The sequence below is a fragment of the Secundilactobacillus angelensis genome (assembly GCF_012641075.1).
GTDB classification, from domain to species: Bacteria; Bacillota; Bacilli; order Lactobacillales; family Lactobacillaceae; genus Secundilactobacillus; species Secundilactobacillus angelensis.
The window spans coordinates 119,722-133,784 of the sequence record NZ_JAAXLJ010000004.1 but is presented as its reverse complement, the minus strand read 5'-3'; the positions used below and the strand labels follow the sequence as shown (position 1 = coordinate 133,784).

Below are 14,063 nucleotides of genomic sequence, written 5' to 3'. Positions count from 1 at the left end.
ATCGGAGTGATTTTAATGAATACAACTTGGAACAAAACCAACTTAACTGTAACGATGCTAGACGCTGACGACCAAAAGATCCGCTTCTCATACAGCAACATTATTGAAAAGCCATCGGACGACCAAATTACTAAATTCGCCGCTGTGATTGAAAAATTAACTAACCTGTCATTCGGCACTGCTTCAATCACCACTACTGATAACAAGACACAAGTTGCCTAAGCCACTTACTCAAAGGAGATTACAACATGAATAACGAAGAAAAAATGGTTTTGCAGTTACGCTTCAAAGGTTCAGACGAAAAGGTACACACTTTCAGTTTTCCAAAGGCGGTTTCTGGTTTAACGACTGAAACAATTGCCGAAGCGATGAACGCGATTGCTGCGCTTGGCCTCTTTGATCGTAAGGGTGTTACCCTCTACGTCAAAGCTGTCAGCGGCGCATACGTGAAGACGACTACGCAAGAACTCTACACAGCCTAACCGGTTCCGCCCCCAATTTATTCTCTAAATAAATGAACGGTCAGGGGGCGTTATTGATGAAGAAACGCATGATTATCGCAACGCTGATTTTCTACGCAGCACTGCAACTGAAGAACACAGAATTGATCATGATCGCATTAAGTATCTGGTCGATTCGCTAACCAAGCTGCCCAACCATACGTCGCTAAATGACGGTGGTTGGGCAGTTTTGTTTAACCCGTAAAATAAATTTTACTAAATTAGTAGACATTGATAGCTTTAATTGTGTTTTCAGTCTACAATGAAAGAGGTTTTAACGATGAGTCGTTAGACCATCATTAACATGTTCTGATATGTTTTACCCATACGGAACATCTCAGACTTTAGTCCAATCCCCAACAATATATACATCAAGCACTGGGCGCAGGCTCGAAAAGCAGACGACGCCTATGCAGATGGCGATAGGCAGTGCCAACGTTATGGGTATTTCCAACGCTGGAAATATAGGCAACGTGTCTTGCCGATGGTGAAAACCAAGTATGCTGTGTGGGACAGATCGCGTGGGCATCAAAACGATGACACACTTTTTGAATGTGCGAGTCTCAGACCACTATTGGTGGCGCTGAGACTGTTACCCATTTAAGAGACCTTGCTCTTATCTAATTAAGGGGAAGGCCTTTTTTATGCGGTTCTTCAGCTGTATATCTCTTGAACTTAAAAACTAAACAGCAGTCCATCGCATAGTTAACCTTGTAACGATAAAACGAAACCGAGGTTAACACGATGGACTTTTTTAATACTGCTAATTCCTTAGCACCACAGTATCTGACTTATTCTGGCCTGATTCGCCATGATGAAAGAGAGGAGCTGCCTTACCAGATGTACATACCGGTGATTGACCAAAACGTTGCTGGAACGTCAATCTATGACGTCCTAACCAGGGGACGGGAAATGATTGGTACCTTGCTTATGGAACGGGTGATGGATCACGAAGATCTGCCGCAATCGGATGAAACGTTGCCCACCGGTGACGCAGACGAAATGCCGACTTTCATTAACGTGGAACTGGATCGCTTCAAACATCTGATTGCGCCAAAGGAAACTGTGATTGCGCCGATGAGTGCACTGAAAGCACCTAAGCAGTTACTATCTCAGGTGTATGATTTTCAGCCCGTCTTCATTACGGAGGATGGGATTGGCCGCTACGTGATTGTCAGCATGAAGGATTATGATATGTTCCAAAACGCAATCGGCATGGTGCTGGATAAGCAGGATATTGCGGATGCGTTGGATGATATTTAACGTTCATATGAACAAGAAGCCAGCAATCAGAATAGTGGTTGCTGGTTTTTGTTACGGAGTGGATTGAATTGGGGATATCAGCATATTGACATATAGCCGCATAAGCGTAACATTTTATTCGATTCACAGTAATCATTCAGGATCATGCAAGCTAGAAAGGTAAGGGGATAACTATGAAATTACAGTTTAAGCGATACATACTTGTCGGGTTAGTCGCAGTAGCAACTTTATTAGGCTTCAACGCGCTATCAACAACTGCTTCAGCTCATACAAAATACACCACTACACCAACATCACTGCGGGGAACATGGTTCTCAAAGTCCAGTGGTGGGGACTCCAACAAGTTGAAAATCACCAAGTACACATTCTCGGTTTACTACTATCATAATGGTAAGAAGAGTGACTCAACGTGGACGTTATCCGGTAAAAAGAGTCCAAGCTCATACAGCCGACTTAACTATACGAAGAAGTCTAAAAGTGGCTACTACTCGATTGTCATCAAAGGCGGCGATCAAGGCTGGCCGCTGAAGAGAACAACGCATCATGGTAAAGCGACTCTGGTGACTTGGGGTTGGGATCCAATTCATCAAAAGACTGATCACAGCTATTTCTATAAAAAGTAAAACTCAAGATGGGATGATTAACCAACAGTTAATTGTCCCATCTATTAATTTGTACCGTTTACAGGTGTGATCAGTTGAAATGCAGATCGGATTAACTTATTCTGAAAGCGTAAAATGATTGTTAATTTCTAGGAACTAAAACCGATTATTGGAGGGGTTCACATGGCACAAAAATATATTGCAGAGATTAAACCGTTGAATGAAGAAGCGATTGGTACCAGCGCACACGGAACGGCAACCTTTACCGTAGGCGACGACGCCATTCATATTGAAATTGAGATGTTTGATACGCCAAAGAACATGCAGCACTGGGAGCATTTCCACGGCTTCACGGATGGCACCGATGCGCAACCAGCCACGATGGCTCAAGACGTTAATCACGATGGGGTAGTGGATCTGCCGGAAACGGAAGCCGTTTCGGGAACAACCATGGTGCCGTTTGATGCCCAACCGCACCAAATGGATATCGCCAATGACACGTACCCGGTTTCGGATGATAAGGGTTATTTCAAATACGTGAAGCACGTTCCGCTAGAAGCATTAAAGGCGCAATTCAAGGAAGTCTTCGGTACGGATGAGCTGGATCTGGACAAGCGAGTAGTCTATATCCACGGCGTACCGGCAGAACTGAAATTGCCAGATACTGCGGGCGGTAATCTGAATGAGAAGTATGATAATCATGTGACGTTGCCGATTGCGGTGGGAAAAATCCAGAGTGTGAAGTAAGAGTGTGTAGCAGCTCGGGTTGAGTCCAGAGTATAACGAGAAAAAAACGGGTCCCTGAACTTGGGGACTCGTCTTTTTCTTGTTATACGGCCGGACTCAGAGCTGCGAAACACGTTTCCACTATATAAAAGGGAAGCTCTTTAGCTATGTTTCCCTGAATCACTTCTGATCCATAATCAACAGTTGCTTATTTCCAGTAATATAACGACCATTGTTCAATTCGAACCGCGTCAAGCGACCCTGCTTAACAATCCGTTTGACGTTCAGTTTAGTGCCTTTCTTGTAGGATCTTACTTTCTGGTTTGAAGAAAGCTTGACATCCTTGTAGCTGTTCACCTTATTGCCGATTACCCGCACGCGTTTAACCTTGTTACTGCGGAAGTGGCTGTCCGCTACATATTTAGAGCTAGCGGTAATGTAGCCACCCTTCACCTTATAGCGTTTATTGCCGTTCTTGTCATAAGCGACACCTTGAATCTTAAAGTTAGCTGCCTTAGCCCGTGACTGTTTCTTGTAGGACCTTGTCGGGTTCGTCAGACTAACGTTTTTGTGCAGTCTCATGCCACGAATAGCATAAACGGAGTGAGGGTAGCTAGCCGGTTGAGTAGGCTGCGGTTGCGGTAGGGGTTGTGGCGCTGGGTCTGGTGTAGTTTCATTACCACTGCCGTTATCCGGATTGGCAGTGTCGCCACCATTGTTGCCTGGATTAGTGGGTGTACCACCATCTTTAGCGCCAATGTTGATACCTAGGGTACCATATAACTCATTTCCAATTTCTGCTTCAATATAGCCACCTTGTTGGGAAAAAACCTCTATGGCAGTCTCGTTGTTATTCTCAATCGCAACTTCATGATATTTCGGTAAAACATATACATACGTTGTGGAGTTATCTAAGACATTTTCGCCATTAACTTTGTGGACTAATCCTAGCTGGGTCATCAGGCGCCTTGCTGGGATCTTGTCACTATATTGGGTGCTGATCGTGTCCCACCTTTGATCTCCAAATGCGCCCCAGTTGACGAAAGGAGCTGGATTTCCCTTCGTACCAAGATTAACGGTCTTTATTTTGTTCTTAGTAAATGCTTCTTCTCCAATATAACTTACACTTGGTAACTCAACTGAAGTCAGTTCGTGACCAGTTAGTGCATTTTTGTTGATAGTCGTAATATTCTCGGGCTTTTCAAAAGTAATGCTACTCATCCCCGGCACAGTATCTGCTTCAACATCGAGTTGGTCAGCAAGCATACTTTTAGATAAGGCGTTTGTGTCGATGCCGGTGATATCGATTGCTGAAGAGTCCTCGGTGTTACCTTGAGCCGGTATGGATAAGCTACCTTTATTCAATAGTTCTGTCAGTTGTTTGTCATCAATATTGAGTTTTTGGATTAATCCCTCACTATTCACTTGAACCTCATCTGACGTTAACACCAGTGCTTGCTGCCCAGAGCGAGTCGTACTTGCCTGTGCAACAGTCGTTGTTCCCTGTACTGCTGAAGTAACGGCACCAGCGCCAGTTCCAAGTAACATCCCGATTGCTAACGCGCTACTAAATAACTTAATACTTTTACTCATCATGAAACCTCCTGTGGGGGTCTGTGGTGATAAACAACAATTTCTCTATGAATCCAATATATCAACTAATGGTAACGATAAGCCAGAAAATTGCTATGACTTCACAGAAGTTTGCGAATTTGTACAAAATTTGTTCACAAATAAAAAGCACCAGCAACGAGATCATCGCTCTCACTGCTGGTGCTGCTTAGTGTTGTTTAATGACTTCGCTCCAATACGGCTTCCGGATACATACTTGCTACATATCCCTTAATTGTTTCAATCATCCTCTGAGTCGAAGGCGCCTTAGCCTGCACCGCCGAAGTTGCCAGCCCAATTGATCGGTAGAACGGATGCTCGAAGGGATAGACTGCTACATCACCGATGATCTTCTGCAGGGCGAGTTCCGGTAAAATTCCTAATCCCAGTCCAGCTTCTACCATGGCGACAATCGACTGGTCATCAATGGAGAAGTGGATTAAGTTTGGCTGGATACCATAGTAGTCTAGTGCGGCCTTAGTATCCCGGTCGTAATCTCCGGGTTGCAGGATGAAGTCGTGGTCTTCCAAGTCTTCATGGGTGACCGATCTTTTGTTCTTAGGCACAAAGCCCTTGGGTGCCACACAGTAGATCTCATCTTTAACCAGCGTATCTACCAGCAGGTTCTCACTCACAGGCATGACAGCAAAGCCTAAGTCCAACGTCCCGTTTTTGACGTTCTCTACAATTTCATTGAAGCCAGTCTGACTCACTGAAATCGAGATGTTGGGATATTGTTTTTTAAATGACTGAATGATTGGCGGCAGCCAGTTGATGCAGACGGACGAAAACGCACCGATGCGAATTGATCCGGCATTTAAACCGTTAATGTCAGCGGCCTCCTGTTCCAACCGGGCCTGACTGTTTAGAATTTCTTGAATAATTGGTAAAATCGTTTGCCCATTAGCCGTTAACTCGGCCCCAGAACGGGAACGGATGAAGATTGGAAAACCCAGTTCATTTTCCAATTGAGTGATTGAGTGACTGACCGCACTAGGTGTCACGTTCAGTTTCAGCGCAGCTTTTTGAAATGTACCTTCTTGAATGACGGTACTGAAGACTTGGTATGCAAAGGGAATCATGTACGAGGAACCTCCATATTAGATAAGACGTTTATTTGCTTAATTATGTAAGCTCATATGTAATGCTGTAGTTGAGCCAGTTTCACTTAAAAGTGAGTAGCTTGAATTATATGAGCACTGATAAAGAGTATACCATTAAAATAATTTAGTGGACTATAGCCTGTACACTGCAGACAGCCCTTCAAAATCAGATATATCTGATCGTACTAAAGTGGTAAAGCTAGACTTTTGATAGAATCATGACTCAATCATTAGAAATGTTATGACGGATGCAAAACTATTAATATAGAAGAAACTAGTCAAAATTGACAAATTGAGGTAATTATTAAATACCGCAAAAACTAAATAGAACATAAAATTTAGTGGCTTTAAAAATATTTTTAAAATAAATTTTGCCGATTTTTATCACAAATTCAACACTGGTTTAGCACAACATTTAAACTTTGTTGCGAAACTTGTTTGTAATATGACTGTCATACATTATCATATTATAATTTTCGAGATGCCCTCGAAAGTGTGTAGGTATAAGATTTCATGGTAATTTTTAGATTTTTTGGTTTTGTGAAAATATTACAAGCAAACTACAAATAGAGCAACTTTCTTGAAGCCCAGGTAGGGTTGCGTTAGTATCTCTATTAGAGTCTAGCACGGTTATACAATATAAAAAGTCGCTAGGGGTTTTAAGTTTTACTTAACATTCGACTGAATATTGTGTATACTGTTTATGCTTGATGAGTTACATAAATATATGTTTGGAGGAATTTCACATGCAATCTAGTTTAAAGAAGTCTCTTTATTTGGGCTTAGCTGCAGCTTCATTCGTTGCTGCTGCTGGCGCAACTACTGCTAATGCATCTGCAAAGTCATATGCAAAAGCAGGTTCATACAGCACATTAACTACTGCTGCTGCTTCACGTAACGTCAACTTAACTGGTACTAACGCTATTTACACTAAGCCAGGTACTGTTAAAGGTGCTAAGGTTGTTGCTACTACTGCAACTGCTGCTAAGTTAAGCAAGTCATCAAATGGCCAAGCTAACTTCCGTGCTTACGGTGTTAAGACTACCGACCGCGGTTCAGTTTACTACAAGGTCGTTTCATTCGACAAAGCTTACCGTGGATATGTTTACGGTGGTAAGAGTACTAGTGCCTTTGCTGGTGGCTTAGCTGCATATGCTACTACTAAGGACGCTACTGCTCCTGCAGCTGGTGACAAGTACAGCTTAACTGCTGACACTAGTTCAACTGCTAACACTTTGTTCTTCAAGGAACCAGCATGGACTAACTACAAAGTTGGCCGTGCAAAGGTTAACGGTACTGTATTAGCTAAGACTGATGCATACAAGGGTGCTCAATTCACCTTTAACAAGGCTGTTACCACTTCACGCGAAGGCGAAACATGGTATGAAATTTCTAGCACAACTTTAGCTAATGGTGCCAAGTCAACCGACCTTAACGGTGCTTGGGTAAAAGCTTCTAATGTTTCTAATCCAAAGGCTGATCCTGCTGCAACTAGTGATAACAGCATCAAAGTTGTATACCGTCTTTCAAATGGTAACACTGTAGGCGATACTAAGACATTTGTTAACAATGGTGCAAAGAAGGTTACTAAGGTTAATGATGTTTATGCCGGTGAACAGAATAATGCTGGTCAAGATTTACCAGCATTTGCTAAGGCTGCTTCTAATGTACCTAGTGGTTACACTGTGACAGATACTAGCTCGACCCAAACTCCACAATACGGTGGCACTTATTATGTAACTGTTGCCCAAGCTTCAACTTCTAAAGTTGATTTATATGTACAAGAAGGTAGTGCTGCTGTACCATTTACAGTTGCTACGAGCAACAAGTTAACTTTGACACCGACTCAGCAAAGTACTTTGTTGACAGGTCCTACGACTGATAACGTGGATCTTACCGCCCTTGCTAATGCATTCCACGGTACAAATGGTCAGACTCTTTACTCAGCAACCAAGAACTCAGACGGTAAGTATGATGCTTACACAGTTGGTGTTCAACAAACTGTGAACGCAAATACTAGTGTTAAGTTTGGTCAAAATGTTCGCTTAGTTCTTGTTAAGGGTACAGCTGTTGACAGTTTACCTTCAACTACTCCAGCAGAACAAGCTAACTCAGATTTCTTAAACTAATAGGCTAACTGATATTAGTTAATAAGCTTAAAGGACTACTCACTTTTGTGGGTAGTCTTTTTTTGTGTGTTTTCATTGATATTGACTTTGAAGAAAGTGACTAATCTGCCCGTATCAATGGTAAAATGTAATTAATTTGATTTACCAGGAGGCAAGTTTATGGGTTTACGGGATTTATTTCGAGGGACTTCAAATCAAGAATCAGATAATACCAAACAAAACGAAACAGAAGCAAATAAGCAATTAGAGAACCAAACACAAGATACAGACACTAATGATCAACAACAAGATTCAAATGCTACTGAAAGCAGTTCGTCAAGTGTCACTTCTACACTAACGGCTAAGCAAAATCTTGCAGAAATCGCGGGAAAATATAACATTCAGCGAGAAACTTTACAAGATTTATTGTTTGATCAGCAAAAGGAGATTCAGACTGACATTGATCAGTTAAACCAACAAATTGCTGATGCTAAGAAGGCTGCTGATGATAGTGGTACTCAAATTACCAACATTCAAAATCAGATGGAAGAGGCCAGTCAAGAAGCCTCTGCCCCGTTTGTTGAAAGACAGACGGAATTGAATAGCCGAATTAAAGAAAATCAGGATAAGGCTGGCGCATTGATTGACCAAGTGAAGGATATTAACGCAGAGCTGAGTGGACTTAATACTAAGCAACAAGAATTAATTCAAGCTGAGACTGAAATCTCATCTAAGTTCGAAAGCGAAAAAGATCCAGCTATGATTGTGACGTTAGCCGACCAATATCGAGATGATATTAAGTCCAATAAAGCCGAACGTGATGCTAATGAAGCCACTATTCAAGCGGTTGATAAGAAGCAACGGGACTTGAAGGCGCAGCTACAAGCTGTCCGTGATAAGTTGACTGCTGACCAAAAAGAGTTAAACGATACTAACAACCAATTGGAAGAAGTTCAACAAAAGGTAGCTGCTGATGATGAAGAACTGTCTAAACAGTTGGATTCACTGACGCAGCAGATGACACAGAATCAGGCACGGTTGTCTGAACTGCAGGATAATTTAGCTACCAAGCAATCAGAGATTGATGCTGTGAACAGCGATATCAACAAGTGGTTAGGCGTACCAGTGCCTGTCAAAGGGCTCGTACTGGACAGCGATTCCGAAATCATTTTGGACATGGATGGGCTGTCTGCGGATCAGTATGAACAGATGAAGTTAGTGGTTAAGGTGCTGACCAAGCGTGGGATTGAACACGTTGGTTTGTATACCAGTCAGTTTGAGTTGAACTTGACCAATCAGATTGCGACATGGACCAGTGAATTGCAGGTCAAGGGCGGTGTCGTATCAGTCTACAACCCGCTTTATAGCCTGCAACATCAGGGCAAGTTAGGTGCTAAGTATCAACTACCTGACAACGCAGTTAAAGACGAATGGAACGATGATCACACTGAACGAACACTTGAATTGGAGAACGGCTGGACGCTTAAAGTTCGCTATTATCCATCAAGTGATAATATTCAGACCATTGATTCTTATAAGGATGGCCACTTGTCAGAAAGTAGTATTTTGACGACTGAAGGCCAACTAACTTCCAACCGCTTCTACAACGACGACAACACCAAAAACCGTGACGAGTATTACAGTCAAAGCGGGCTTGGTGTGCTGAACGTTCATTATGAAGATGACGAGATCAGTCAAGTTGAATTGCTGAACGCCGTTGGTATGCAAGTTCAAGCATTTGATTCCATTGAAGGTTTCACTGCATGGTGGATGAAGAACAACTTCAACAAGGCTGGTCTGCTGGTGGGGGCCATTGAAAACGATCAGTACCGGCAATCGGTCAGCCAGACGCAGGGTAATGTGATTGCCTTAGTGACTAGTTCAGTTGCTGACCGTGACGAGTTCACTTCATGGGCCAGCGCTTTGCCGCAACAACAGTACCTGGTTGATAATTATGAGACGGAGATGAAACTGATCAAGAAGTTGAATCAGCCGTTGAACATTAGTTTATTGGATCCGCATAATTTACCGGTCACGTTAGGAATTCCCTTTACTGACGCGGAATAATCGAGCTTAGAAGGCGTGCATTTAATGTGCGTCTTTTTCTAATACGCCGTTTCTTTCGATTTGCTTAAGCTTCCCTTAATTAGATTTTGATTAACCGCGTTAAGTGCTATAGTGAAACTAGCTAATCAGGGGATTAGTGGGAGCTATTATTGTTTATTCAAAGGAGTGTATTCATATGAAATCTAGTTTGAAGAAATCTTTGTATGTCGGTTTAGCTGCTGCATCCGTTTTTGGTGCTGCAGGTCTTGCAAGCACAACGGCTAGCGCTAAGTCATACGCATATGTCACTAAGGCATTGTATTTCAACACTGCCCCAGAATCACGTAACGTGGTGCCAACTGGGAGCAATGCTTTATACAGTAAAGTAGGGACTTCTAAGGGTGCCCGTGTCGTTGCTTCTAAGACGACCATGGCAAGATTAGGGAACTCAAACCGTTCTAACGATTACTTCCGTGCTTATTCAATCGTTTCGACTAACCGTGGTTCCGTCTACTACAAGGTCGTTTCATTTGATGGCCATTATCGTGGCTGGATCTACGGTGGCAAAGACAAGACTAAGTTTGGCGGCGGTATTGCTTCTACCAACACGACTAGTTCAGCTGCATTGCCAAGCACCACAACCGGCTACACGCTGACGAACCCATCTAAGTGGACGCTTTGGAACAACCCTAAGTACACTCAGTACAAAGCTTCTAAGGTGACTGGCTTCAGTAACACGGATACCTTTACCATCACCGGTGCCGAAACGAAGACCCGTGAAGGCTGGGTATACTACCAAGTTAAGGATGACCAGAACCCATCAATCACTGGCTGGGTCTACAACCTAGGTGTTCAAGCACCACAAGGCAACTCAGTTAAGATCAGCTATGTTGATAAGGATACTGGTAAAGAAGTTGGTACTGGCTCAGTTCCATTTGACAAGAGCGCGACCTACACCAACGTCACCACTACCTCTAACTTGAACAGCATCGTCAACGGTGTGCCATCAGGTTATGTACCTTACGACAACAACAATGGCGGTTCAGCTTCATTAGCTAACAAGGACAACGCCGCAGTTGCTAAGAACGGCGACACACTTGTATACTACGTTAAGGCTGCTGCCACTGACACCACTAAAGCAATCAAGGTTGTCTTGGTTGACAAAGATGGCAATGCTATTAACCTGAAGAGCAATGACCAGGCTGCATTGGATGCTGCTGGTGCCAAGGCTGCCTTCCAAGTTAAGGCCGGCGACACGATTAGTGCTCAAGATGTTCAAAACATCCTTGCCGATGCTAATCTGACCGACTTGATCAGTAACTCTGGTTCAAGCTATCGGTTCGCTAGTGCTTCTAACACACCAACAACTACCAACGACAATGGTGCAACCATCACTGTTCGTGCAACTTACAATTTGATTGCATATTAATTGATTGAGATTCTAGATGAAACGTCGCCTGTGAGCGGCGTTTTTTTAATTTCTGCACACTTTTCTTGAATAATAATCGTAGTTAATTTAAGATGACACTATATATGGTGCGAGGTGATTATTATTGGTTCGTTAGAAAAGCTCGAGAGACGGTTTAACCAGCGACCATTTGATAAGAAATTATCATTTGAAGATGCCAGAACCCTGTTGGAACATTATAATTGTGAATTTCATAATCATAGTGGTGGGTCACACTATACGATAACAACTCCGAATGGTAAGTTTCCTCAATCATTTGCACGCCCTCACCATAATGAAAGCAATCTGAAGCCATATCAAATCAAAATTGTGAGCAGAATTTTGAATGAAGTCAAGGGGGATGAATAGGATGAAAGATTTAGACTATTACATGAAGCTGACTTATAGTGCGACACTTGAAAATTTGGAGGAAGATGGTGAAAGCTATTTCAGGTTAACAATTCCGATTCTGCCAGGATTAGAGGCCTATGGTGATACACCGAGTGAAGCGTATGATGATCTGGAAAAAGCGAAAAAAGAATGGTTTTTGGAATGTCTCGATGAAGGGATAACAATACCTGAGCCTGTTCGTGCGCATGACTTTTCTGGTAGGGTGACGCTGCGGATGCCTAAAACATTGCATCAAGTTTTATCTGATGATGCAACCAAAGAAGGCGTTAGCTTAAATAGCTATGTCGTCACACTGTTATCACAGAATAGTACAATCCGAACAACCCAAATAAACAAGGATCGTCATAAGAGTGGCACTGAGTAGAATTATCTTACTCACAATATTTTGAAACGTCGCCTGTGAGCGGCGTTTTTGTTTTGCCTAAAATTGGAATGGCTGTGGTCACGTGGCTTGGATGCCCCTATGGTATAATGATTTAAATTAATCGAGGGGATCGACGTATGATGAAAATGACACATGGTATTGCGGTACTATTATTGAGCCTGTCAGTGGGGATTGGCGCTATGGCTTTCAATACCGCTGGAGCGAATGCGGCTACAACGACTAGCCAAGCCTATTACCCAGTGAGTAAGCTGACCAAGGTGAGCTATTACACCACCATGGGATCTAACAGTTCCCACAATTATGGCGTGTATGCTACGGGGGCTTATAGGACGTCGGCTAAGAATCTGAAAGCCATCAGCAGCGGGCGGTCATTTGCTGGTAAAACGATCCATATTACCCGTGAGGAAATCGTCAACGGTGTGGTATGGCTGAAATTCACTTATAACCACACGTATACGGGGTGGATTCCGCAAAAAGCTACCGTGACTTCTACCTACCGGCTTTACGCGCCGCTGATTGGGCAGCAACCCGAGTTACCAACTGGCTGCGAGGTGACGGCAACAGCGATGATGTTACAGTTCGGCGGTGCGAAAGTGGACAAGCTGAGTTTGGCGAAGGAGATGCCACGGAGCAAGGATCCCAACAAGGGGTTTGTTGGCAGTCCGTACAGTTCTAGCGGCTGGTACGTGTATCCAGGTGGTCTGATGGGTGTGGTGAAAGCGCACATGGGGACTGCTAAGAATATGACTGGCGCCAGTCTGACCAGCATCAAGTCGCAAGTCCGCCGCAATCATTTGGTCGTAGTCTGGATTGCTAACTGGGATGGTTTCGTCAACCACGCGGTGACGGTAACAGGTTACTCGAAGACGCGGATGTACTATAATGATCCGTGGACCAAGAAACGCACCAGCATGGCCAATAGCACGATGACATCGCACCGAAAAGCGGATGCGAATCGCGCGTTGAGTTATTAATATCGGCGTTAAGGGAGAAATGGGAAATGAAGTTCAAATGGGTTTTAGCGTTAAGTTTAGGGGCTGCTTTAGGTCTGGCAGGTATGACCACACAAGCGTCAGCCTATCAGAATCCTAAGGCGTATTATCAGGTGCAAGATACCCAGATCACTCCTTATGGGAAAGTTGGCTACACGGTTAAACGGGGCTATGAAGGTGTCAAGACTTGGAAGATCATGAAAAAGATGCACACCTTTTCTGGGTATGATAAGTACAACACGGCGACCTACTACCGGGTGAAGGTATTTCAGAAGAAGCATCACTTAAAAGTTACTGGTAACGTGGACGAGGCGACCTGGGTGAAGATGGGCTTTTCAAAATCTTCTTGGACCAGCATTGATAGCTATGTGGCGCCACTTGCGGTGACCACGAAGGATAGCCGGAAAGCCCACGTGGAAGCGATGATTAAACAGGCATACAAGTATAAGGGGAATTCTTACCTAGTTGGATCCTCTACCAGTCCGAGTTATGGGGCGGATTGCTCTGGCTTGGTGATGCAGGCGTTGTACGCCGGTGGCATCAATCCGGCACCAATCAGCGCCATCAACCATGCGCATCCTGGCAACGAATGGAATAGCCGGAATCTGTGGGCATCCAAGAAGCTCAAGCGGGTTGCGTATGCGCACCGTGAACGGGGTGACCTGATTTTCTATTATCAACCAGGCACCCATGTCATCTGGCACGTGGCGATTTACCTCGGCGCCAATAAGGTGATTGAAGCGTGGCCACCAAAGGTCATGGTTCAGCCGATTCGCAATAGTCAGCGCTCAGATATTGCTGGCGTTAAGCGACCGTTTTTATAGGATTTGGTATGGTTTTCTGACGTCAAATCGGGAATTAAACACTAT

At 43.7% G+C, this 14,063-nt stretch carries 13 protein-coding genes; 11 read left to right on the top strand and 2 right to left on the bottom strand.

Features of this window, described 5'->3' with window-relative positions:
* Nucleotides 1-15: 15 nt before the first annotated feature.
* The 5 genes from HC026_RS03420 (at nt 16) to HC026_RS03400 (ending at nt 3,112) form a co-directional block, all read left to right on the top strand.
* Nucleotides 16-222: a DUF1659 domain-containing protein gene (locus HC026_RS03420; RefSeq protein ID WP_168924586.1), complete on the top strand. Its 207-nt coding sequence runs from the start codon at nt 16-18 to the stop codon at nt 220-222.
* 26 nt (nt 223-248) lie between these two features.
* Nucleotides 249-482 carry a DUF2922 domain-containing protein gene (locus HC026_RS03415; RefSeq protein ID WP_168924585.1) on the top strand — a complete coding sequence of 78 codons (234 nt, stop codon included), beginning with the start codon at nt 249-251 and terminating at the stop codon, nt 480-482.
* A 762-nt stretch (nt 483-1,244) separates the two neighbouring features.
* Nucleotides 1,245-1,763 carry a type II toxin-antitoxin system Phd/YefM family antitoxin gene (locus HC026_RS03410; protein ID WP_168924584.1) on the top strand — a complete coding sequence of 173 codons (519 nt, stop codon included), beginning with the start codon at nt 1,245-1,247 and terminating at the stop codon, nt 1,761-1,763.
* Nucleotides 1,764-1,936: 173 nt separating this feature from the next.
* Nucleotides 1,937-2,386 (top strand): hypothetical protein, encoded by a 450-nt coding sequence (locus tag HC026_RS03405; RefSeq protein WP_168924583.1) that lies wholly within the window; start codon nt 1,937-1,939, stop codon nt 2,384-2,386.
* Nucleotides 2,387-2,548: 162 nt separating this feature from the next.
* On the top strand, nt 2,549-3,112 hold the full coding sequence (locus HC026_RS03400) for a hypothetical protein (RefSeq protein WP_168924582.1): 564 nt from the start codon (nt 2,549-2,551) through the stop codon (nt 3,110-3,112).
* A 159-nt stretch (nt 3,113-3,271) separates the two neighbouring features.
* On the opposite strand, the gene HC026_RS03395 is transcribed toward HC026_RS03400, so the two are convergent.
* Nucleotides 3,272-4,684, bottom strand: a complete 1,413-nt coding sequence (locus HC026_RS03395) for a DUF5776 domain-containing protein (protein WP_168924581.1) — start codon at nt 4,682-4,684, stop codon at nt 3,272-3,274.
* Between the two features lie 197 nt (nt 4,685-4,881).
* Nucleotides 4,882-5,784: a LysR family transcriptional regulator gene (locus tag HC026_RS03390; protein ID WP_168924580.1), complete on the bottom strand. Its 903-nt coding sequence runs from the start codon at nt 5,782-5,784 to the stop codon at nt 4,882-4,884.
* A 767-nt stretch (nt 5,785-6,551) separates the two neighbouring features.
* On the opposite strand from HC026_RS03390, the gene HC026_RS03385 reads away from it, so the two are divergent.
* The 6 genes from HC026_RS03385 (at nt 6,552) to HC026_RS03360 (ending at nt 14,018) form a co-directional block, all read left to right on the top strand.
* Nucleotides 6,552-7,934, top strand: a complete 1,383-nt coding sequence (locus HC026_RS03385) for an S-layer protein (protein ID WP_168924579.1) — start codon at nt 6,552-6,554, stop codon at nt 7,932-7,934.
* Nucleotides 7,935-8,093: 159 nt separating this feature from the next.
* The gene (locus tag HC026_RS03380) at nt 8,094-9,980 is read left to right on the top strand and encodes a coiled-coil domain-containing protein (RefSeq protein ID WP_168924578.1); all 1,887 of its coding nucleotides are present in this window, start codon (nt 8,094-8,096) and stop codon (nt 9,978-9,980) included.
* 175 nt (nt 9,981-10,155) lie between these two features.
* Nucleotides 10,156-11,388, top strand: coding sequence for an S-layer protein (locus tag HC026_RS03375; RefSeq protein ID WP_168924577.1), 1,233 nt, complete (start codon nt 10,156-10,158; stop codon nt 11,386-11,388).
* 388 nt (nt 11,389-11,776) lie between these two features.
* Nucleotides 11,777-12,181 carry a toxin-antitoxin system HicB family antitoxin gene (locus tag HC026_RS03370; RefSeq protein WP_168924576.1) on the top strand — a complete coding sequence of 135 codons (405 nt, stop codon included), beginning with the start codon at nt 11,777-11,779 and terminating at the stop codon, nt 12,179-12,181.
* A 137-nt stretch (nt 12,182-12,318) separates the two neighbouring features.
* Entirely contained in the window at nt 12,319-13,176 is an 858-nt protein-coding gene (locus tag HC026_RS03365; RefSeq protein WP_232843597.1) for a C39 family peptidase, read from the top strand.
* Nucleotides 13,177-13,259: 83 nt separating this feature from the next.
* Complete coding sequence (locus HC026_RS03360) at nt 13,260-14,018, top strand: C40 family peptidase (RefSeq protein ID WP_332871172.1); 759 nt, start codon at nt 13,260-13,262, stop codon at nt 14,016-14,018.
* The last annotated feature ends 45 nt before the right edge of the window (nt 14,019-14,063 follow it).